At 62.8% G+C, this 22312-nt stretch carries 17 protein-coding genes, 1 tRNA gene and 1 pseudogene; 5 read left to right on the forward strand and 14 right to left on the reverse strand.

The window, feature by feature from the left end:
- Positions 1-37: 37 nt before the first annotated feature.
- From ACILSQ_RS12725 to ACILSQ_RS12755, 7 genes are all read right to left on the reverse strand, one after another.
- Entirely contained in the window at positions 38-601 is a 564-nt protein-coding gene (locus ACILSQ_RS12725) for a hypothetical protein (RefSeq protein ID WP_395744012.1), read from the reverse strand.
- A gap of 46 nt (positions 602-647) precedes the next feature.
- A tRNA-Gly gene (locus ACILSQ_RS12730) sits at positions 648-718 on the reverse strand.
- A gap of 399 nt (positions 719-1117) precedes the next feature.
- Positions 1118-2569 (reverse strand): sulfatase-like hydrolase/transferase, encoded by a 1452-nt coding sequence (locus ACILSQ_RS12735; protein WP_395744013.1) that lies wholly within the window; start codon positions 2567-2569, stop codon positions 1118-1120.
- 408 nt (positions 2570-2977) lie between these two features.
- A complete protein-coding gene (locus ACILSQ_RS12740) occupies positions 2978-3487 on the reverse strand; it encodes an 8-oxo-dGTP diphosphatase (protein ID WP_395744014.1) in 510 nt (169 codons plus the stop codon).
- Complete coding sequence (locus tag ACILSQ_RS12745; RefSeq protein ID WP_395744015.1) at positions 3472-4368, reverse strand: DUF502 domain-containing protein; 897 nt, start codon at positions 4366-4368, stop codon at positions 3472-3474. Before ACILSQ_RS12745 ends, ACILSQ_RS12740 begins: the two co-directional genes overlap by 16 nt.
- A 213-nt stretch (positions 4369-4581) precedes the next feature.
- A complete protein-coding gene (gene sucB / locus ACILSQ_RS12750) occupies positions 4582-5709 on the reverse strand; it encodes a dihydrolipoyllysine-residue succinyltransferase (RefSeq protein WP_395744016.1) in 1128 nt (375 codons plus the stop codon).
- Between the two features lie 39 nt (positions 5710-5748).
- A complete protein-coding gene (locus ACILSQ_RS12755) occupies positions 5749-8517 on the reverse strand; it encodes a 2-oxoglutarate dehydrogenase E1 component (protein ID WP_395744017.1) in 2769 nt (922 codons plus the stop codon).
- Between the two features lie 606 nt (positions 8518-9123).
- On the opposite strand from ACILSQ_RS12755, the gene ACILSQ_RS12760 reads away from it, so the two are divergent.
- Entirely contained in the window at positions 9124-10260 is a 1137-nt protein-coding gene (locus ACILSQ_RS12760; RefSeq protein ID WP_395744018.1) for a transposase, read from the forward strand.
- Between the two features lie 121 nt (positions 10261-10381).
- Here ACILSQ_RS12760 and accD read toward each other — a convergent pair whose 3' ends face one another.
- Together accD and ACILSQ_RS12770 are read right to left on the reverse strand one after the other, a co-directional pair.
- A complete protein-coding gene (gene accD / locus ACILSQ_RS12765; protein ID WP_395744019.1) occupies positions 10382-11218 on the reverse strand; it encodes an acetyl-CoA carboxylase, carboxyltransferase subunit beta in 837 nt (278 codons plus the stop codon).
- A gap of 147 nt (positions 11219-11365) precedes the next feature.
- Positions 11366-12118, reverse strand: coding sequence for a double zinc ribbon domain-containing protein (locus ACILSQ_RS12770; protein WP_395744020.1), 753 nt, complete (start codon positions 12116-12118; stop codon positions 11366-11368).
- Positions 12119-12458: 340 nt separating this feature from the next.
- Here ACILSQ_RS12770 and ACILSQ_RS12775 point away from each other — a divergent pair.
- Positions 12459-13546: pseudogene (locus ACILSQ_RS12775) on the forward strand (phosphoribosylglycinamide formyltransferase 2).
- A 48-nt stretch (positions 13547-13594) separates the two neighbouring features.
- Positions 13595-14437, forward strand: coding sequence for a transglutaminase-like domain-containing protein (locus tag ACILSQ_RS12780; protein WP_395744021.1), 843 nt, complete (start codon positions 13595-13597; stop codon positions 14435-14437).
- Here the strand turns inward: ACILSQ_RS12780 and ACILSQ_RS12785 are convergent.
- Together ACILSQ_RS12785 and mtnP are read right to left on the reverse strand one after the other, a co-directional pair.
- Positions 14434-15783 carry a tetratricopeptide repeat protein gene (locus tag ACILSQ_RS12785; protein WP_395744022.1) on the reverse strand — a complete coding sequence of 450 codons (1350 nt, stop codon included), beginning with the start codon at positions 15781-15783 and terminating at the stop codon, positions 14434-14436. The genes ACILSQ_RS12780 and ACILSQ_RS12785 overlap by 4 nt on opposite strands.
- A gap of 63 nt (positions 15784-15846) precedes the next feature.
- Positions 15847-16719, reverse strand: a complete 873-nt coding sequence (mtnP, locus tag ACILSQ_RS12790; protein ID WP_395744023.1) for an S-methyl-5'-thioadenosine phosphorylase — start codon at positions 16717-16719, stop codon at positions 15847-15849.
- Between the two features lie 143 nt (positions 16720-16862).
- Between mtnP and ACILSQ_RS12795 the strand changes: the two genes are divergently transcribed.
- Entirely contained in the window at positions 16863-17099 is a 237-nt protein-coding gene (locus ACILSQ_RS12795) for a YgdI/YgdR family lipoprotein (protein ID WP_395744024.1), read from the forward strand.
- On the forward strand, positions 17096-17665 hold the full coding sequence (locus tag ACILSQ_RS12800; protein WP_395744025.1) for a Maf family protein: 570 nt from the start codon (positions 17096-17098) through the stop codon (positions 17663-17665). The genes ACILSQ_RS12795 and ACILSQ_RS12800 overlap by 4 nt, the downstream gene beginning before the upstream one ends.
- Before the next feature lie 10 nt (positions 17666-17675).
- Here the strand turns inward: ACILSQ_RS12800 and ACILSQ_RS12805 are convergent, their stop codons facing one another.
- The 3 genes from ACILSQ_RS12805 to ACILSQ_RS12815 all read right to left on the reverse strand — a co-directional run bounded on the left by ACILSQ_RS12805 (position 17676) and on the right by ACILSQ_RS12815 (position 22276).
- A complete protein-coding gene (locus ACILSQ_RS12805; RefSeq protein ID WP_395744026.1) occupies positions 17676-19445 on the reverse strand; it encodes a hypothetical protein in 1770 nt (589 codons plus the stop codon).
- An 87-nt stretch (positions 19446-19532) separates the two neighbouring features.
- Complete coding sequence (locus ACILSQ_RS12810) at positions 19533-21986, reverse strand: DUF3656 domain-containing protein (RefSeq protein ID WP_395744027.1); 2454 nt, start codon at positions 21984-21986, stop codon at positions 19533-19535.
- A gap of 41 nt (positions 21987-22027) precedes the next feature.
- The gene (locus ACILSQ_RS12815; protein WP_395744028.1) at positions 22028-22276 is read right to left on the reverse strand and encodes an AbrB/MazE/SpoVT family DNA-binding domain-containing protein; all 249 of its coding nucleotides are present in this window, start codon (positions 22274-22276) and stop codon (positions 22028-22030) included.
- Positions 22277-22312 lie beyond the last annotated feature (36 nt).

Below are 22312 nucleotides of genomic sequence, written 5' to 3' on the forward strand. Positions count from 1 at the left end.
ATAATCAGAAAGGAAGGGGGCTGGCCCTGGGCGGACCTCACGGAATCGAGTTGGACGGAGACACCGGATTCGTGATGATCCGTGGTGGCAGCGGGCCCGAGATCGGCGGCATCAGCAGAAACACCCCGCGAATGTTCGAGGGGATGAAGAAATCCGGTGTCGAGGGTGGAATGACCGGATTCTTGTCAATGACGATGGGATTTTTCCCCGAAACGGTGACTGGGCGCTCCACTTGGGCCGCGGGCACAGGTGCGGCCACGGCCAGACCCGGCACCACCGAGTTCGCCGCATCGTTGATGACTCCGGCCATTTTCGGTGCCACCGACACCCCCGTCTGCACGATCTGCCCCGCCAGAGCCGCGTCGGCCTTGGAGGCAATGATCGCCGTTTTCACAATGTCCGCCGCGCACCCCTCGTTGATCACGAGTGCATCTTCCACAACCATCAGAACCTTCGAGGGGTCCTTTTCCACCGCAACCTTCACATCGTTAGCGATTTCGGTGCAGTTCGTGGCAGTTTGCGCCAGACCGGTCGAACCCCATGCCAGCATGAGAACGCAGGCAGAAATACCCGCAATGCGAGAAATAGACGCAGATTTCATAAGCGGCAGATTATTGAGAGATTTACAGATGTTGACGTGTCTTCAGAGCGGGTAGTGGGAATCGAACCCACATGGCCAGCGTGGAAGGCTGGAACTTTACCACTAAGCTATACCCGCAATTGAAGTTATAGTAACACGAAACATCCTACTACCGCAAGATATTTTTAGAATTTAAAGAAAAATTTTGAAATTCTAGAATCCTTGAAGAACTCGCAAACCTAGATTTTCGGCCTTTTCACTTTTCAACTCCGCCCACTCATTAGCACTCAATAAGAACCTGGCAAGCAGGTACTCAAAAAGCCCGAATCTGTCGGCGGGCGGATCCTCCACACTCGAGCTCGTCCTCCACCACGGCGTGCAGTTTCAAATTCAAACTTAAAGTGACAAGCTGCCTCCACCCCTGCGCCAGCCTCTTCGTATTGGAGTCCCTCCTTTAGGCGGTTCTGGGAAGAGCCCCGCGTCCCCCCATCCGTCATTCCTCATTCCTCATTCTGGTTTCGTCATTCCAAAACACACTCACCTCCCCTGCTCTCCTCCTTTCCCGGCACCATAATCCTCCCCGTTCAGACTCCGCGCCACGCTTTCCAGCCAGTCTTCCAGGCTCTTCTGCATCTCCGGCACCCGTTCCGGCTGCTCCGCCAGCAGCACCGTGCTCTCATCCGGGTCGCTCGCCAGGTTGTACAGCTCCCACGTCACCTCATGCGTTTTTCGGTTCTCGATCCGGTGCAGCTTCCACGGCCAGTCCAGCCACGCCGCGTGGCCAGGAAACTCCGTCAGTGAAACCGGCGCGCCGAGCACTCCCGCATCCGGCCGCACCCGCGCCGGGTCATTCGGCTCCTCTCCCTTCGCCTGCGCCGCCAGCAGCTCCTCCATCCACTGCTTGGACGGCGTGCCGATCCCCTTGTTCCCCGTTTCCCAGAACCCAATCGGCCGCGACCGCTTCTGCTGCTCCCCCATCAGCACCGGCATGAGGTCCATCCCGTCCAGCGGCGGCTGCTTCGGCAGGGTCACCCCCGCGATCTCCAGCACCGTCGGGTAGATGTCAGACGTCACACACGGCACCTTGATGACCTTCGGCTCATGAAACACCGCCGGCCACTCCATCAGCGCCGGCACCGCCAGCCCTCCTTCGTAAATCTGCCCCTTGAATCCCCGCCGCCCGCCCGTGGAGCCCACCTTTGGCAGCGCCCCGTTGTCGCTGCAGTACCATAATAAGGTGTTCTCCCGCAGATCCAGCTCCTTCAGCTCCGCCCGCAGCCTGCCAAACGCCCGGTCCATCGCCGTGATCTCCCCATAAAAGTTCTGCTCTTTCTCCGTCAGCCCGGCATACGGCGCCCGGTCCGCCTCCAGCGCCCGGTGCGGATCATGCGGCGAGCCAAACCACACCACCGCCAGAAAGCGCTGCTTCTTCTCACCGCAGCGCCGGATGAACTTCAGCGCCTCATCCACCGTGATGTCCGAGCTGTCTCCGTGAAACTGCGTCGCCTTCCCCTCCACGCTCAGCACCGGATCCAGATCAAAAAAATTCGGCGCGGACACCCACTCATCAAACCCGCTGTTCCCCGGGCTCACCGGACTCGCCTTCTGCACCGCCCCCAGATGCCACTTCCCAAAGTGCCCCGTCGCATACCCCGCCGTCTTCAGCGCCTCCGCGATCGTGATCTCCTGTGGCCGCAGCGAGTGCCCCCAGGAAAAGCAGCCATACCGGTTCGGCGTCCGCCCTGTCATCACACTCCCTCGTGTTGGAGAGCACACCGGCGCCGCCGCATGAAACTGGTCAAACCGCAGCCCCTCCTTCGCCAGCGCGTCAAAATTCGGCGTCTTTAAATGCGGGTGCCCGTTGTACCCCATGTCCCCCCACCCCTGGTCGTCCGCCATCACCAGCACAATGTTCGGCGGCTCATCCCCTGCAGCCGCACACGCCATCGGAAACCCCAGAACCCCGCACAAAAACAAAAGGCATTTCATCCCACGATGATAGCCACGATCACCACCGCTCTGAAATCAAAAAATAGACCTGCCTTCGAGAATAATATCGCCCGCGTTCCGGACCGTAGGTTGGGCGTGTTTGGCGAATGCCACATCCTCAGACACCCGCACTCCTCTCCGCCAAACCGCCCGACTGCGAGGTCCCTCCTGCGCATAGACGCTTGCGATAAGCTCGCTGGCGCATGGGCTGTTGCCACACCCGCACTGTTTCTGCTTCGGCAGTTCTTAACCGCATTCACTCCAGTCATCGGATGCCTTTCATCCTTCAGCCTCAGTCATCCGTGTCAATCCGTGTGATCCGTGGTCAAACCTTCCGGAAAACTGGACCCACTTACCACCACAGACACCTTGCCAGAACTGTCGGCGTCATATTGAAAACGCCGCCCATCACAGCCAGCCCACTTCGTGGCTCAGCATCCTGTCGTCATCAAACACAAACCTCCCCATGAAGCGCCGCCGCTCGATCAGCGTCTGCGCCAGCCAGTGGATGTCATCCGCCCACATCTCCTCAAACGGCAGCGCCTCCAGCGAAGTCCACAACGGCACTGCCTCGGGAGTTTCCACCGCCTCCCCCTCATGCCGCGTCGCCACATACACGTCCACATGCATGCGCAGCCCGTCCACAAACTGAAACCAAAGCTCCCCATGGTGCGCTGGATTCAGCGCCGTCACTCCCAGCTCCTCCTGCGTTTCGCGCACCGCGCATTCCACTGAAGTCTCGCCCGGATCGATCTTCCCTCCAGGCCCGTTGATCTTTCCCGCGCCCAGCCCTCTCTTTTTGCGGATCAGCAGCACCTCGCGCTTCGCCTCATCAATGATGAACATCAGCGTCGCGCGGACACCGGGCTGCCAGGACTTCCAGTCAACCGTCACCGTGCGCTTCAGCGTTTCTTCCATGGCAGGGCGCGCAGCCAGCGTTTTCCACTCTTGATGTCCATGGACTGCGCCAGGATCTCCGTGTCTCCCGCGTCAAAATCCTCCGCCCGCGGCAGTCCCGCAGGCAGGTCGTACGCAGGTTCCGGCACCGGCAGCACTTCCGGCGTCGGAGCCACCGGCGGCTTCTGGTTCAGCGGCGCCACCGCATTCGGCGGCGACACCAGCCCGCCGGAGATGATCATCTTCATCGCCTCTTCGATCGTGATCGGCGCATCCGTGATCTTCTCCGAATCCACCACCAGCAGAATCCCCGTCATCGGGCTCGGTGCCGTGGGCAGCAGCACGCAGGTCATCGCCTTGCCCGTTTGCGGATCACAATACTGCCCCGTGGCAAAACCAATCATGCGCATGCCCGTCACCGGATAGTCAATGTACACCACCCGTTTGAAGTTCTGCTTCGTGCCCCCCAGGCTGCGAAACGCGTCGATCACCTGCTTCAGCGGCCTGTAGATCACCGCCACCAGCGGAATCCGCAGCAGCAGCTTGTCCACCGCCGTCACGATGTGCACGCCGATCACGTTCGTCGCCATGAAGCCCAGCCCCAGAATCGCCAGCACCGAAAACAAAAAACCGATGAAGTTCGTCAGGCTCTCCAGTTTCGGATCCTCGATGTTCAGCACCGGCTCGTCGCTAAATTCGTTCACCAGATTCACCACCTGCGCCAGCACCGGCTTGCTCCACCCGTGCAGCAGGTCGTAAATCGTGAACAAAATCCACAGCGTCAAAATCAGCGGCAGCGCCAGCGCCAGCCCCGCCAGAAACTTGTTCCGCAGCCACACACCCCACCCCTTCGGCGCAGGCGCCTCGGGCGTTGGAATCGTGCTGGGGGTTTCAAGGGCCATGGCGAACAAAACAATTCTTCAAACCTGAAGATGAAATGAGAACGCCTGACAAAGGCGTCGTTCAGCAAAAATTTACATTATCTCAGATTTAACCTCTTTCTCAAAAAGATTGTCCTGAAGATTTGCCCCATTCTCCCATCTCCCATCTCACAAACAAAAGACCGCAGAGCCTCCCCTGCGGTCTTCCAAAATCGGCGTGCCTTCAGCCCGCCCTTACGCTCCCACCAGCATGCGCGCAGGATTCTCAATGCAGTCCTTCACGCGAATGAGGAACGTCACCGCTTCCTTGCCGTCCACCACACGGTGGTCATAGCTCAGCGCCAGGTACATCATCGGGCGGATCACCACCTGCCCGTCAACCGCCATCGGGCGCTGCTGGATGCTGTGCATGCCCAGGATCGCGCTCTGCGGCGGGTTGATGATCGGCGTGCTCAGCAGGGAGCCGTACACACCGCCGTTGGAAATCGTGAAGACGCCGCCCGTCAGGTCGCTCACCTGGATCTTGCCTTCCTTCGCCTTCGCCGCGTAGCCCAGAATGTCCTTCTCCAGATCGGCAAAGCTCTTCTGGTCCGCGTCACGCAGCACCGGCACGATCAGCCCGCGCTCCGTGCCCACCGCCACACCGATGTCGTAATAATGCTGCTGCACGATCTCCTCGCCTTCCACCCGCACATTGATCTGCGGCACCGCCTTCAGCGCCTCCACCACCGCCTTGATGAAGAAGCTCATGAAGCCCAGCTTCACGCCGTTCTTCTTCACAAAGCCGTCCTGCAGCTGCGAGCGCAGCGCCATCACGTTCGTCATGTCGCACTCGTTGAAAGTCGTCAAAATCGCCGCCGTCCGCTGCGCGCTCACCAGTTGGTCCGCGATCTTCTTGCGCAGCGGCGTCATCTTCTTCCGCGTCACGCGGCCTTCCGGCGCCGGTGCGGCCTTCGCCGCCGGAGCGGGAGCAGGCTCAGGCTTCGGCACCACTTTAAATTCCGTCACATTCGCCGGCTTCTCTTCCGCTTTTGGTGCAGCGGCAGGAGCGGCTGCCGGTGCAGGTGCTGCGGCAGCAGCGGCCGGAGCCGGTTTCGGCGCCTCGGCCTTCGCTGCCGGTGCGGCGGCGCTTTCATCGATCGAGCCCACCACCGCTCCCACTTCCACATCTTCCCCCGCCTGTTTGCCGATGTGCAGCGCTCCGCTGGCTTCAGCGGTTACTTCAGCGGCCACCTTGTCGGTTTCGAGCGTGAGCAGGATGTCGCCAGTTTTCACGTGGTCACCTTCTTTGAAGTGCCATTTCGCAATCTGACCACCGGCGACGGATTCGCCGAGTGCGGGTATTTTGATGTCTGAGGGCATGACGGGATGTAGGGAGAAAAATCAGTGGGGCAGAATGAATCACACGCTGAAGGCGGACTCGACCAGCTTGTCCTGTTCGAGCGAGTGGATCGCCTTGGAGCCCGCGGCCGGGCTGGAGCTGCGCTCGCGGCCCGCGTAGCGCACCTTGTGGTTGGAGAGCTCTTCGAGACGTGGGCGGATGTAGTAGAAGGCGCCCATGTTGCGCGGCTCCTCCTGGCACCAGATCCACTTCTTCTGCGCTCTCGGATACTTCGCCACGATCTCCTTCAGCATCTCGTAGTTCAGCGGATAAAGCTGCTCGATGCGGATGATCGCCGCGTTCTTGATCTTGTGCTCCTCGCGGAACTCCAGCAGGTCATAGTACACCTTGCCGCTGCACAGGATCAGTCGCGTGATGCGCTCCGGCGCCGCCAGCAGATGCTCGTCGTCCAGCACCTCTTTAAAGGTGGTGTCCTCCGCCATGTCGCTCAGCTTCGAAACACACTTCGGATGCCGCAGCAGGCTCTTCGGCGTCATCACCACCAGCGGCTTGCGCGTGCTGCGCTTGATCTGCCGCCGCAGCGCGTGGAAATACTGCGCGGGCGTCGTGAAATTGCACACCTGCATGTTCCCGCCGGCGCACAGCTGCAGGAACCGCTCCAGCCTCGCGCTCGAGTGCTCCGGCCCCTGGCCTTCATACCCGTGCGGCAGCAGCAGCGTGATGTGGCTCGGCCGCTGCCACTTGCTCTCCGCACTGGCGATGAACTGGTCGATGATCACCTGCGCACCGTTCACGAAGTCGCCAAACTGCGCCTCCCAGCACACCAGCAGATTCTGCGCCAGCAGCGAGTACCCGTAGTCAAAGCCCAGCACCGCCGCTTCAGACAGCAGGCTGTTGTACACGCAGTACCGTCCCTGCTCCGCCGCCAGATTGTTCAGCGGGATGTGCCGCTCGCGCGTCTGTGAATCATAAAACACACTGTGGCGCTGGCTGAAGGTGCCGCGCCGCACGTCCTGCCCGCTCAGGCGCACACCGTGCCCTTCGGTCAGCAGCGTGCCAAACGCCAGCGACTCCGCATATGCCCAGTCGATCCCCTGCCCGGCCTCGATCGCTTTCTTGCGCGCCGCCAGGAAGCGTTTCGCAATCGTCGGGTGCAGGTTGAATTCCTCCGGCACCTCCAGCAGCCGCTGGCCGATCGTTTCCAAAGTCGTCAGCTTCACGCCCGTCTTCACCGGGTTGTAGTCATACGCCGGCTGCGGCATCGCCATGCTGCCTTCAAAGGGGTTGCCGCCTTCGTTGCCCTTGTCCCGCTCCGCCAGCGTCTTCACGCCTTCCTCCAGCTCATCGTCCAGCTCGCGCTGCAGCGCGGCGGCGCCCGCCTCGTCCAGCACCCCCGTCGCCGCCAGGTCCAGCCGGAACAGCGTCGCCGTGGACGGATGCTCCGCGATCGACCGCGCCATGTTCGGCTGCGTGAATCCCGGCTCGTCCGTCTCATTGTGCCCATGACGGCGGTAGCACACGATGTCGATGATCACGTCGCGCGCAAAAGTCTGGCGGAATTCAAACGCCAGCCTCGTCGCATTCATCACCTCCAGCGGGCAGTCCCCGTTCACATGAAACACCGGCGCCTCGATCATCTTCGCCACGTCCGTGCAATAGTCCGAGCTGCGCGCATCTTCCGGCATCGTCGTGAAGCCGATCTGGTTGTTCACGATGATGTGCACCGTGCCGCCCGTGCGGTAGCCGGGAAGCTGGGAAAGGTTCAGCACCTCCGCCACCAGTCCCTGGCCGGCAAACGCCGCATCGCCATGGATCAGCACCGGGATCACCTTCTTGCGGTCCTTCGTGTCGCCCAGCGCACGCTGGCGCGCGCGCGCCATGCCCTCCACCACAGGATCCACAGCTTCCAGATGGCTCGGGTTCGGCGCCAGCATCACGCCCACGGAGTCCCCGCCGCTCGTCTGCCGCACCGTTTCAAAGCCCAGGTGGTACTTCACGTCACCGTCCCCGGACACCATGTTCGGCACATAGTTCTCGCTGAACTCATAAAAGAGGTACTCCAGCGGCTTGCGCAGGAAATTCGCCAGCACGCTCAGGCGTCCGCGGTGCGCCATCCCCAGCACGATCTCCTTGCCACCGGCGGCCGGCATCGCCTCCAGCAGCGTCTCCAGCGCCACCAGCATGCTCTCCCCGCCTTCCACGGAAAACCGCTTCTGCCCCACAAACCTGCGGTGCAGGAAGCGCTCAAACGATTCCGCCTCCAGCAGCCAGCGCAGCGCGCTGAGCTGGTCCTTCGCCACCGGCTTCGCATCCAGGTCTCGGCCCTCCACGCGGTCCAGCAGCCACGCCCGCACCTCCGGGTGGTGGATGTGCATGAATTCAAAGCCCGTCTTGCTGCAATAAATCCGCTGCAGCTCCGCCAGCATGGTTTTGAGCTTCATCGGCTGCCCGTTGCGGAAAAGGTGCGTCTGCACCTCCTCCTCCAGCTCCTCGGCCGTAAATCCCAGGCCCGCAGGCGTCAGCGAGGGCACCTCCGGCCCCTCCTTGTCCAGCGGGTCCAGATGCGCCGCCGTATGGCCCAGCGCCCGGAAGCTCTGCAGCGCGTTCGACACCCGCATGCGGAAATTGAGAGTCTTCTCAGACAGCGGCGCTCCACCGCCACCGCCGGCGGCTTCTCCGGCCTTCGTCGGCAGCCGGGCCATGCCCAGTTCGAAACCTTCAAAAAACGACGACCACAGCGGTTCCACGGAACCAGGGTCTTTTTTCCAGTCCACATATTTGGACTCGAGGAAATCCGCGTTGGCGCGGTACGGCAATGTAGCACTCATGAGGGGGCGAGCAGAATGCTCCCATTCGTTACGAGTGCAAATGCGGAAAGACACATTTCCCGTCCTTTTTAGCTCTACCCTCCCCATCCCCTCCCCAGGCTAGCCCACCCCCCACCATCTTTGCCTCGTCCTCGTCCGTCCTTGTCCTCGTTCGTCCTCGTTCTCGTTCGTCCTCGTCCTCGTCCTCGTCCTCGTCCTCGTCCTCGTCCTCGTCCTCGTTCTCGTTCGTCCTCGTTCTCGTTCCCCCTACTCGTCCTCGATCCCCCAGCCCCAACGCCCCCAAACACCGCGCCAGCGTCCCGGACTGCGGCCCTTCAGCGCCGCTCTCGCCACACCCCAAGCCCCCTCGCCCTCGCCCTCGCCCTCGCCCTCCACTCGAACCCTCGGCTCCGTAGCTTTAACGAAAGAGGCCCGCCCTCGATCCTAAAGTCCCGCCCCTCCCATCTCCCCCTCGGATTGCCTCATTGTCTCACTGTCTTCATCGTCCCCCTTCGCCCCAGCATCCAGCATCTCGCCACCGTATCATGGCCCACGGTCGACGATCACCTAAATAATGCCAGGCATTTAGTTGTTGATCGCGCAACATCCCCCTCCACATTCCTTCCCATGGACTCCGCCCAACTCTCTCATCCTCAGCCTCTCCCGCTCGAAGAGCAGCTCGTTGGCGTCAACGCCAAAACCGGCCTCTACCCCGGCGCGCGCTCCTGGTCCGGCGGCAGGCATCGCATCCTCGGCAAAGGCCCCCTCGAGTCCTACTGCTATCACGTCATGTCACGCACCTGCGGCGGCGAGGTTCATTTCGATGACGTCGAAAAAGAAGCCCTCCGCCGCGTCATCTGGCGCATGGCCGAATTCTCCGGCATCAAGGTCGTCACCTACTGCATCATGCGCAATCACTTCCACCTCCTCGCCGAAGTCCCCCATCGCCAGACCTGGCTGCAGCGCTTCGACGACCCCGATGGAGAAACAAAACTCTTCGATCACCTCTCCATCCTCTACAGCCGCGCCTACCTCAGCCTCCTGCGCGAGGAACTCTCCGACCTCCGCTCCCGCGGAATGCACGCCCTCGCCACCCAGCGCATCGCCGCCCTCAAAAAGCGCTTCTGCGATCTCTCCCTCTTCGTCAAAGAAATCAAAGAGCGTTTCAGCCGCTGGTACAACAAGCGCCATGAACGCAAGGGCACCCTCTGGATGGACCGTTTCAAAAGCGTGCTCGTCGAGGGCAAAGGCGAACCCCTGCGCACCATGGCTGCCTACATCGATCTCAACCCCGTGCGCGCCGGCCTGTGCCAAGATCCCAAGGACTACCGCTGGTGCGGCTACGCCGAGGCGCTGAGTGGAAGCCGCCGAGCCCAGCGTGGCCTGTGCAAAGCGCTCGGCAAACCCGTGGACGGCTGGAAGAGCGCCAGCACTGCAGAAGCCTACCGCTGCCTCCTCCACGACGAAGGCCGCGAGGTACGCGATGCCCAAAACGAAAAGGTCATTCGTCGCGGCATCACCCCCGAATCCGCCCGCGCCGTGCTCGCTGCGAAGGGAAAACTCACTCCTTCCGAACTCATCCGCCTCCGCGTGCGCTATTTCACCGAGGGCCTGGTCCTCGGCAGCAAAGCCTTCGTCGAAGACATCTTCATCACGCACCGCGACCACTTTGGCCCACGCCGCAAGCACGGCGCCAAACGCATCCCGCAATCCAGCTCCCCCTTCTACTCCCTTCGCCAGCTCCGCGTCCGACCCGTGGGCTGAAGAACAGACCTCCTCCTCCTCAGCCTCCATTCCACTCATTCAACTCGCGAAAAGTGGCTCACGGAGAGCCGCTTTACCTCAAGCCCTCGGCTCCCGCCCATGAGCCCAGCCGAGTCACCGATCACTTCCCCCCGCCCATATACCTCAGCACCTTCGCCAGCGTCGCCCGCATGTCCTTGCGGTCCACGATCATGTCCACCAGCCCGTGCTGCATCATGAACTCCGCCGTCTGGAATCCCGGCGGCAGATCCGCATGCGTCGTCTCCTTCACCACACGCGGCCCCGCAAACCCGATCATGCACTTCGGCTCCGCCAGAATCAGGTCTCCCAGCGTCGCAAAGCTCGCCGTCACACCACCGGTCGTCGGGTGCGTCAGCACCGAAATATACGGCAGCCTCGCCTCCGAGTGCCTCGCCAGCGCCCCGCTCGTCTTCGCCATCTGCATCAAGCTCAAAATCCCCTCATGCATGCGCGCACCACCCGACGCCGAAAACACAATCACCGGCTTGCGTTCCGCCGTGGCCACTTCGATCGAGCGGGTGATCTTCTCCCCCACCACGCTGCCCATGCTCGCGCCCAGAAAGCGGAAATCCATGATCGCCAGCAGCACCGGAATACCCTCGATATTGGCGCGCCCCGTCACCACCGCCTCAGTTAGGCCGGTCTTGCCCTGGTAGGCCTTCACCTTGTCCAGATAGCCCTTGAAGCCCAGCGCATTCACGGAGTCCAGCCCCTTGTCCATCTCCGCAAAGCTGCCCTCGTCCACCAGGCTCGCGATGCGCTCTTCCGAGCCGATCGTGAAATGGTAGCCGCAGCTCGTGCAGACCCGCAGGTTTTTGGCCAGCGCCTGCTCAAACAGGCTCTCCCCGCATGAAGGGCACTTCGTCCAAAGCCCCTCCGGCATGTCGCGTTTCTTCTCGCCTAAATCGTCAATGTTGCGTTTTTTGAAAAATCCCATGGTAGGTCAGTCGGTATGGGCGTCTTGAGGCAGGCAGGCCTGGCAGATACGTCTCCCCGAATCGCATGTCGCAGGAGTGGCTGGATGGGGAAAACCACCCGGCGTTCGCACTGTCAGCCCGGCTTGAAATCGGACGCGGGGGCGATCCTAGCCGCGTGTTGTCGTGATGACCACCACTTTTTCTGCCCCGCCCTCCCGCCGCAGCACCCGCGCGCACTCGCTCGTCGTCGCACCCGTGGTGAAAACATCGTCCACCAGCAGAATCCGCCGCCCCTGCAGCCTGGTCTCCGCCCGCCACCGCCCCGGCGGGCGCACCGCAAAGGCCCCGCGCAGGTTTTTCAGCCGCTCCTCCCGGCTCAGCCCCGCCTGCTGCTCCGTCTCCCGCGTGCGCAGCAGCGCCTTCGCCGCGGGGATCCCCGTCAGGCGGGACAGCCGCTGGCACAGCTCCCAGCTCTGATTGTACTCCCGGTCCACCTCCCGGCTGCGGTGCAGCGGCACCGGCACCAGCAGCCACTCCGCCAGATTCTCCCCCGCCAGCCGCGGCTCCTCCGCCAGCGTGCGCATCATCAGGCTCGCCAGCGCCCCCCGCAGATGAAGCCGGCGCTCATACTTGAACTGGTGGATCAGCTCCCGCACCGCCCCCTCCGCATGGCAGGCCGCCACCGCAAACTCAAATTCCAGCCGCCGCCCGCTGCAGTTCCCGCAGCGAAACTCCCCCGTCACCGCCCCCTCATACACCTCCCCGCACACCCGGCAGTACGGCGCCTCCACCCGCGGCAGCCCCTCCTCGCACCCCTCACAAAACCATCCCTCCCCCACCGGCACTTTGCACACACAGCACAGCCGCGGGTAAACCAGGTCCGCCCACGCCTCCCACACCGGCCTCAACAGCCGCTGCACCCGCGAAGGTTCTGGAGGACCCGGAAACGCCATAACCCACCAACCCTAAACTTCCCCACCCGCCTCCAGCAATTTCCAATTCTCAGTTTTCAGTTCTCAATTTTCAATCCCCCGACCTTCCTCAGCCTCATCATCCAGCTTCCCCAACAACCGTTCAGCCACCGTCCCCCCTTAGGCCATCGCTCCTCTGGAATTCCGGACAAACACCCGCAAACAATAGCCAACAACCCCGAACTCATCTCCCCTCCCAGCCATCTCTCCTCTGGAACTCCGGACAAACCATCGTAAACAACCGTCAACAACAGTAAACCACCGCAAACTCCCCCTCCCCCTCCGCCCCATGTCCCGCATCGGCACCCCCCTTTCCTCCTCCGCCACCAAAGTCATGCTTCTCGGCTCCGGCGAGCTCGGCAAAGAAGTCGTCATCGAGCTCCAGCGCCTCGGCTGCGAAGTCATCGCCGTCGACCGCTACGCCAACGCCCCCGCCATGCAGGTCGCCCACCGCAGCCACATCATCTCCATGCTCGATGGCGAAGCCCTCCGCCGCCTCGTTGAGGTGGAAAAACCCGACTGCATCGTCCCCGAGATCGAAGCCATCGCCACCGACACCCTCCTCGAGCTCGAAGCCGAAGGCTTCCGCGTCGTCCCCACCGCCCGCGCCGCCAAGCTCACCATGAACCGCGAAGGCATCCGCCGCCTCGCCGCCGAAGACCTCGGCCTCAAAACCTCCCCCTACATCTTCGCCTCCACCGAAGAAGAATTCCGCGCCGCCATCGCCAAAATCGGCATGCCCTGCGTCGTGAAGCCCATTATGAGCAGCTCCGGCAAAGGCCAGAGCGTCGTCAAAACCGAGGCCGACATCCCCCACTCCTGGCAGTACGCCCAGGAAGGCGGCCGCGCCGGCAAAGGCAAAGTCATCAGATCAAAGGCGACTACCGCGAATCCTGGCAGCCCCACCCCATGTCCGCCAAAGCCCTCGCCTCCGCCGAGCACATGGCCGGCGCCATCACCGAAGCCCTCGGCGGCCGCGGCCTCTTCGGCGTCGAAATGTTCATCAAAGGCGACGACGTCATCTTCAGCGAAGTCTCCCCCCGCCCCCACGACACCGGCCTCGTCACCCTTATCTCCCAGGACCTCTCCGAGTTCGCCCTCCACGTCCGCGCCATTCTCGGCCTCCCCATCCCCAACATCCACCAGCACGGCCCCAGCGCCAGCTGCGCCGTTTTGGTCGAAGGCGAGTCCGCCAAAGTCCAGTTCGGCGCCCTCGACCACGTTCTTGCCGAATCCGACACACAAGTCCGCCTCTTCGGCAAGCCCTCCGTCTCCGGCCAGCGCCGCATGGCCGTCACCCTCGCCCGCGCCGAAACCATCAACGAAGCCCGCGCCAAAGCCCACCGCGCCGCCAAAGCGATGGAGATTCGTCTCTAGTACAAATCGTGATTGCATCTGGCGTGTGGAACATGGTATCACCTCCAAATGCCTCCCAGCGCTCACCTGAGCCATCTCATCAAACTGCTCGACGACGACTCTGAGGTCGTGCGCCATGCGGTGCGGCAGGAGCTCAACGGCATGCGCCGCGAGCTGCCGCAGCACATTGAGACGCTGGAGACTCCCCTCTCCGCCGACGAGGAAAAACTCGTCGCCCAGTTGCTGGACCCCGCCCGCCGCACCGAGCTGGAGGAAACCTGGATGCGCTGGCGATGGATGGAAGGCCCCGACGCCCAGCTCGAAGAGGGCCTCAGCCAGCTTTCAGCCTTTCTGCACGGGTGGAAGACCCAGTCCGCCGATCTGGCCAGGCGCCTTGATGCCATGGCTGAGGAGGCCTTTGCCGAAAAAGGCCGCATGGATGCGCATGAGCTCGCGCAGTGGCTCTTTGCCTCCCACAACGGCGTGACCCGTTTCCGTGGCAACAGCAAGGACTACTACTCTCCGGCCAACAGCAATCTCTTCTGGGTCCTGGACACCGGCCTGGGAAATCCCATCAGCCTCTGCTGCCTCTACCGTCTGCTGGGCCACCGCTTCGGGCTCGAAATCGAAGGCTGCAATTTCCCCGGCCACTTCCTCTCCCGCGTGAAATACCGCGACAAGACCTGGCTGGTGGACTGCTTCAACCGCGGGCGCTTCATGCTGGCAGCCGATGTGGCCCGGCACCACCCCGCCGCAAATCCGGGCATGGAAGACCTCATTCACGAGCCAGCCACCGCCGACGCCACCCTCCTGCGCATCCTGCGCAATCTCGATGAAGCCTACGAGCGCCTGGGCCTGCTGCAGGAGCGCCAGTTCATGCGCCGTCTCGCGGTGAAACTCATGGAAGACTAGGGCTGCGCGGCCTCCTTCTCCCACGCCGCAAACTCAGGCGAGGTGAGAAATTCCGCATACTGGGGTTCGCCGGTGAGTGCCTTGCGGTCCAGCACCTGCCCAAAGTTCCGTTTGAACTCACGCAGCTCGTTCACCACCGCCTTGAAATCCTTCTGCGCCAGATACACCGCCAGCCGCAGATCCACCACATCCGCCATCTCCGGATCTTCTTTTCCAGCCTCGTTCGCCATCTCCAGCGCCCCCGCGTAGTCCTTGGCCTGCAGGCGCGCGGCGGCGCGCAGGAACTTCACGTAGGGGTCGCCGCCGATGATCTTGTCCAGGCGTTTCAGGCACTCCTCCGCCCCCTTGAAGTCGTTTTCCATGAACAGCAGGTCCACCATGAGCAGGTCCGTCGTGCTGTCCTTGCCGAGGATGTCCGGAGCGGCGCGCAGCGCCTCCTTGTACTGCTGGTCCAGCTTGGCCGTCGAGCTCAGCGCCATCAGCGCCTGCAGGCGTACGATGAAGAAAATGCGCTGGGTTTTGAGCTCCGGCGGCAGGCTGTCGCAAATGCGCAGCACTTCGGCCATGTTGCCCGTCCGTGTGGCATCGTTGATGCGGACAAAGAAGCCGGCGGTTTTTTCATCCAGATGCGGGGTGCCCAGCAGCGCGGACAGGCCGCTGCCTCCCGATTTGGAAAGCATCGCGGCGAGCACGTTGCGCGACTCCTCGGACGCCGTCGTGGCAAAGATGTAGTTGAACATGTCCACGATGCGAAAGCCTCCGCCCTCCGGCCGGACCAGGATGTCCACGTAGCTCACCGCCCCCTCGGGAGTTTTGATGCGCAGCAGCACGGCCGGAAAGCCGAGCCGCTCCCGCGTGCGCAGGAAGTGCACATCACCGCTCATCGCGCTCCACAGCCAGCCGCCATCGCGTTTCTGGATGCCGTTCATAAACCCGCGCCGCATGTCTGCCCGGTTGGGAATGCCGGAGGGAATTTTTTCAAACACGCGTGCACAAAATCCCTCGGCGTCCTGCATGGCCAGCACCCTGGCGCCATTTTTCTCGCTCAGCGCATCGGCCAGATCGTTTCCAAACTGCACGAGGGCCGTCTTTTGCGCTTCGGTCAGCGGCACCGGGGCCTGCACTGCCTGGGACTCCTTCTGTTTCATCTCCTCGGCCATGCGCTGAATGCGCTGGTAGGCGGGCAGCGCCAGCGCGGCCAGCACCGCGCACACCGCCACCACGGCTCCCACAATGATCAGCACAATCCAGCCGGCGCCCATGCCTTTGCGTGGAGGAACCGGCGGCAGCGGGACCATCGGCGGCGGGGACTGCGGAAAGGGCGGCGGCAGATTCGGCGGATTCATGTTTCACCATGCCGCTGGCCGCTCCCCTCTGGCAAGCTCTGTCTCTTCCCCGTTCCTAAAAAGTCACAGAAACCGCTGCAAAATCGGCAGGAGATTCTCCACCGTCTGCTCGGGCCACAGCTTGCGGTCCGTCATCAGGGCGCTGTCCAGCGCACGGTGCTCCGGCCAGTCTGGCTCCGCCGGGATGTTCGGTATGACCTGCGCCAGAATGGCCTTGGACGCCGCCACGTTCGCGTGCAGGTGCCCGATCACTGACTCGGCCGTCACCGCCTCCTCCTCCACCTTCCAGCAGTCGTAGTCCGTGACCATCGCCAGCGTCGCCAGGGCGATTTCTGCTTCCCGCGCCAGCTTCGCCTCGGGCAGGTTCGTCATGCCGATCACGTCAAAGCCGAGCTGCCGGTGCGCGTTGGATTCCGCGCGCGTGGAGAAGGCGGGCCCGTCCATGCACACGTAGGTGCCGCCGTTGTGCACCTTCCGGCCCTGCGCCACGCAGGCCTCATGCAGCAGCGCGCGCAGCCCCTCAGAGATCGGGTCGCCAAAGGCCACGTGCGCCACGATCCCTTTGCCAAAAAAGGTGTGCTGGTCGCGCCGGCTGGTGCGGTCAAAGAACTGGTCCGGCAGCACGATGTCCCGGGGGTGGTACTGTTCCTGCAGGCTGCCCACGGCCGTCACGGCGATGATCCACCGCACATTCAGGCTGCGCAGCGCCCAGAGGTTCGCCCGGTGGTTCAGCTCCGTGGGCAGGATGCGGTGCCCCTTCGCATGGCGGGGCAGGAAGTACACCCGGCGGCCGCCCAGTGTGCCCGTCACCAGCGCATCCGACGGCGGGCCGAAGGGGGTTTCCACGCTGATTTCTTCCCGATTTTCAAATCCCTCAAGATCGTACAGGCCGGATCCGCCGATAATACCGATGGCTGGTGGAAGATTTTGACTCATGCCGACTGGTAGAAGGCATGGAGGCTGCTTCAACCGACATCCTTGTGACGCTTGAAAATCTTGCCGCCCTGCGGGATGAACAAAATCACCGAAAGTCATGTCTTAACAAAGTCGTTATTCCCACATCTACTGCGATGAACGCCATGCGCCGTCTCCTGCTGCTCCTGCCAGCTCTCTTCACCGTCTCCTGCTCCGTGCCGAGCATGTTTGCCTCCACCACGCCGCACAAGATCAAGCTCAAGGACGGGCGCGAGGTGCCCTGCGAGGGCGTGCCGCAGTACCAGGAAAAAACCGGCTACTACCGCTACCGCACACCGGACAAGCGGGATGCCGTCATCCGCGCGGATGATGTCGCGACCATCGTGGAGAAACGCGCGTGAGCGGCCTACCGCTCGTGCTGGCCTCCGCCTCCCCACGCCGTGAGGAGCTTCTGCGCCGTGCCGGGTTTGCGTTTGAGATCGTCCTCTCCCAGGTCGAGGAAGCTCACGATCCGGCACTGACCCCCGAAGAGCTCACCGTCGAAAATGCCCGGCGCAAGGCCGTGGCCGTCAGCCGCGCCCGCCCTGAAGCCCTTGTCATCGGCGCCGACACCCTCGTTTACGTGGACGGGCATCCTCTGGGAAAACCCAGCGACATGGAGGAGGCGCTGCACATGGTCCGCCGCCTTTCCGGCCGCACCCATGAAGTCTGCACCGGAGTCGTGTTTGCCGCGGATGCCGCTGTGCGCCGGGAGCTGCATGTCATCACCCATGTCACCTTCAAGCCGCTCACCGATGACCTCATCCGCTCCTATCATGCCCGCGTGAACCCTCTCGACAAAGCCGGTGCCTACGGCATTCAGGAATGCACGGACATGCTGCTCGAGCACATGACCGGATCCTTCACCAATGTGGTCGGCCTGCCCGTGGATGAGGTGGGGGCCGCCCTGCGTGAACTGCAGCGCTGAGACGCCGGGGTTACTTCATGTTGAAGAAGTCCTCGCCCTTGATGACCTTGCCCTCACCCATCACCACGGTGAATCTCCCGTTGTTGCGCTTTGCCAGCGTGTCCAGCTCCCGCGCCGCGTCCGGCTGCTGCATCGCGCTGGTGTAGATCGCCGTCATCGGCAGTTTGCGTTTGTTTTCAGCGGTGACGACGTCGATCCAGCCCATCTCGTCGGAGCGGTTGCCGTCGGTCATGAAAAAGATCACATCCGGCTTCGGGTTCGCATTCAGCGCCATCAGCAGCCCGGAACCCCAGTTTGTCCCGCCTGGATTGTCCGCATTTTGGATGATGTTCTTGCTGTCCTGCACGGTAAACGGGCTGGCCAGAATGTATTTAAAAGTGGGGATCTTCACCTTCTTGTAGTCTTTGGACTCGATCTCCCAGCGATACTTTTCCATGGCCGTTCCGTTCCGGCTGTCCACCTCGTTGTGAGGCCAGGCAAAGTCGGAAAAAAACAAAATCTGGTACGCCGTCCCCATCGGCATCTGGCTCAGGGTCTTGTTGAGCTCCTTCTTCAGCAGGTCAAAGCGGGAGATCGTCTCCCCCCGCCCGATGGCGGACATGGAGCCGGAGACATCCACCACAAACACCACCCGCCGTCCGGTGGCCGTCTGCCCCACGAAGCTGAACTTGCCACCGCGCCCGATTCCTGCGCCGAAGCCGCCTCCCGCGCCACCCATGCCCATGGGCTGGCCCGCGCCCATGCTCGGCGCCTTGCTCAGGTCCATCCGGCTGTTGAGGCTGGAGAAATCCATCATGTCCATCGGCGGCATCTCCGGCAGCACCATGTCCGCAGACAGGGACTGCACCGTGATCTTCCGCTGCTGCGGCTTCGCCTTCAGCCAGGGATTCTTCTTGTTCTGCACCTTGTGCGTCAGAGCCTCCGCAGCCGCCTGTGACTGCGGTGAGCTGCCGCCCGGCAGAAAGTCCACCTGCCGGTCCATGACCTGGGTCACGGTGATGAACGCCGCCACCAGCAGCAGGAAGAGGTGCACCCCCACGCTCATGCCCAGCGTCCGCAGGCCGATCTTTTCCGCCAGCTTTTTCCAGCGCAGCTTTTTGAGCTGATCCGGGTCCAGCGGCTCTTCGGCTGGCGGCTTCGGGGCGGTGAAGGGTTTCGGATCGTCCCCCGCCTTGCCCTCCGCGCCCTCTTTCTTCGCCTCCTCCAGGGCGTCGTCAATGGTGGGCAGCCGTTTGGCGGCGGGTGCCGGCGGGGCGACCACGGGTGGCAGGATGGTCAGCCGTACCTCCTTCGGAGTATGATGAGCCGGCGTACTCGCAGGCCCTTCCTGCTTCGGCAGCACCGGAGGGGGCGGAGGCACCGCCATCTGCGGCATCTGAATCTTGATCGGGGGAGTCTCCTTCCCGGCCTGGACAGGAGCTTCCGTTTCCTTCAAAGAGGCGGGGCTGCTTTGTTCAGCCTCCGCCGAAGAATGCGCGGCGTCCGGCTCAAACACCCGGACCTTTTTCGCAGGCTGCGGCTCCTGGCTGAATACCGGCGGTGCAGGCGCGGGCGGAGCCGCCGCCACCTCTTCATGCGCCGGCTCTTCATGCACCGGCTGCTCATACACCGGCTCTTCCACGGGGTAGTGCTCCGCCGCCGGCTCGTACTCCGGCTCATGGATCTCCGGAGGAGAAGGAGGAGGCTTGGACTTCCACAGCGTCTCCTTCGCCACGATCTCGTTGTCCGTCGAATCAACGGTCGGCAGGAAACTGAAATCGTCGGGGACGTGCCTGGGCATGGCGAGGTGGGAATGTGGCGGTTAAACCCTCTGCATTCAAGGAAGTTCCTGCGGGGGGGAGCAAACCTGGTTCAACAGCCGCCAGACTCAAGCCAGCTCCGCCCACGTCCCCCGCGTCACCCCGAGCTGGCTGTGCGCCTTGAGGTCGCGCCAGATTTCATCGCCGTCCCGCTGACCGGCCAGGAGCTCCTGGTAGGTGCGCAGCACGATCATCGCCTCGTCTGCATTCTCCTCCAGCAGCTCCACCCGGAAGCAGCGCAGCCCATGCTCGCGCAGTTCATCAAAGAACTGCGCGCCCGTCTGCGCCACCGCATTGAAGAGTGTGTTGCGGCAGCCCACGTCCGCCTTCAGCGGGTGCATCATGCCCACGCGGTCGCGCAGGTGCACGCGGTGACGGTCGCAGGGCCGCCCGCAGTTGGTGAAGTCGGTGCCCTTGCTGAGGAAGGCCGCGAACGCGCAGTGCTCCATGTGAAACATGGGCATGTGCTGGTGCAGCGTCAGTTCAAACCACGCCGGCGGCGCCGCGGCCAGCAGATCCACCACCTGCTCGATGTTGAGGTCGTAGCTGATCGTCAGCCGCTCCAGCCCCACCTTTTTCAAAATCTCCGCCGTGATCGGATTGGCCACGTTGAGCGAAAAGTCTCCCGTCATCGGGATGCCCGCGTCCTGGAAGAACGACATCGCTCCCAGATTGCGAATGAGCACGCCATGCGGCTCCGCCCGCTGGATGAGCTTGAAGAATCCCGCCTCGCCCGATTTCTGAATGCGCGGCGTGGCCAGCCACACCTGAGCCGTGTCGCTGCGCGCCTTGATCTGCTTCACCGCATCCGCGTAAAGCCGGATGTCTTCAAAGTCGAGATACAGCCGCGGCACTCCGAGCACCAGCGCCGCATCCACATGCGCCTGCGTGCGGCACAGCGCATGAAGCTGAAGCTCCGCTGAATCTTCCACCTTCCCGCGCGAGGGCATCAGCGACTCCAGCGTCACCGTACTCTTCGCAACGGCTTTCGGCACCGAATCATCGCCGCCGCTCCAGGAAGCAATCAGATCCCGCCGCATGCGGTTCAGCTCGCTGATCGGCAGCATCACCTCACCGGCCACATCAAACTGCACTTCACCCAGTTCAAACTCCGTGCCGCCGAGACGGCTGAACTGCTCGATAAAAGCCCCTGGCGTGAGCGGCCGTTTCATCGCGGCCTGCAGCGGCATGGTGGAGGCCACCTCGTTCGCCCCTGATCGCACGCGCAGAGGCTCGCCCACCCGGCCCGTCACATGAAGATCCAGCTTCCGCTGCTTGCGGATGGGAATGTCTCCTTCAAACGACTGCCGCAGCGCGCGGTTCAGCGCCGGATCGCTCGTCTTGAAAACGCGGGTGCCAGGAGAGAGCTCCTCCATCCGCAGATGTCCATGCCGGAAACTCAGCACGCGCCCGCGCATCTCATACACGCTGCCGCCTTGTTCCTTGTTGGTGTCCGCCAGGTTTTCAAACACCACGCCATCGCCCGGCTTCATGGCGATGTGCAGCTCATCGAGCTCCAGTGTGTCCGCGCCCAGGATGCGCGTGATCTGCCCCACATACGGCCCGCGTTTCTTGCCGTAGTAGGCGCCCACCAGCTCCTGATGATTCACGCCATGCATCCAGCCGGGATACAGCCCGCGCGAGAAGGTCATCTCCAGCGCATAGCGGTCCGCCTCGCTCGCCGGAGCCGGTTGATTCGCCAGCGCACGGTCGATCGCCTTGCGATACACCTGCGTCACCGCCGCCACGTACTCCGGCGTCTTCAGCCGTCCCTCAATCTTGAAGCTCTTGATCCCCAGCTCGATCAGCCGCGGAATCTCATCCACCGCCGCCAGATCCTGCGGTGAAAGCAGGTAGCGTTTGTCTTCAAGATCACGCGGCTCGCCGTCCACGATCATCTCATACGGCATGCGGCAGGCCTGCGCGCACTCGCCGCGGTTCGCACTGCGCCGCCCCAGCGACTCGCTGGTGAGGCACTGCCCCGAATAGGCCACGCACAGCGCCCCGTGCACAAACACCTCCAGCGGAACGCCCGCCGCCTTGAAGCGCTCCAGTTCCCGCAGCGAAAGCTCCCGCGCCAGCACCGCCTGGTCGATGCTCAGCCGCTTCGCAAACTCCAGTCCCTCAGGCGAAGTGATTGTCATCTGCGTGCTCGCATGCAGCCGCAGCCCCGGCGTCAGTTCCTTCACCATGCGCGCCAGCCCCAGATCCTGCACGATCACCGCATCCACTCCGCAGTCCTCCAGATAACGAAGCTGCGTTTCCGCATCCGGCAGCTCCCGCGTGAAGATGAGCGTGTTGAAGGCCACATAACCCTTCACTCCATGCTCATGCAGAAACTTCATCAGCTCCGGCAGATCCTCCTCGGTGAAGTTGTCCGCGCGCAGCCGCGCATTGAAGCGAGGCATGCCAAAAAAGATCGCATCCGCCCCGTTCGCCACCGCCGCACGGGCGCAGTCCCAGTTGCCGGCAGGAGAGAGAAGTTCGGGTTTGGAGAAGGGAATGGAAGGGGAAACAGACATGCGAAGCCTAGGCCAGAAAAGGAAATATCAGGGCTGCTGGATCAGTGGTAAACCGACGCACGCAGCGCAGCACCGACATCCACCGTGAAGCCAAAATGGGGCAGCACCAGCACGCCATTCTCCAGCACGCCCTCCTTGATTTCAGGAGGCTCGTCTTCCTTCATGATCTGCAGCCGGCCTCCAGACACCTCAGCACGCAGACGGGTGCCGGGAACGACACCTAGAGCACGCTTGAGCGCGGCCGGCAGTACGATCTGCCCGCCTTCGTCCATGGTGATCGTTGCAGTCATGCGGGATCATGCCATCCAAAAACCTCGCCCGCAAGC

Origin of the sequence: Prosthecobacter sp. (assembly GCF_044227185.1) — a bacterium.
Taxonomy (GTDB): domain Bacteria; phylum Verrucomicrobiota; class Verrucomicrobiia; order Verrucomicrobiales; family Verrucomicrobiaceae; genus Prosthecobacter.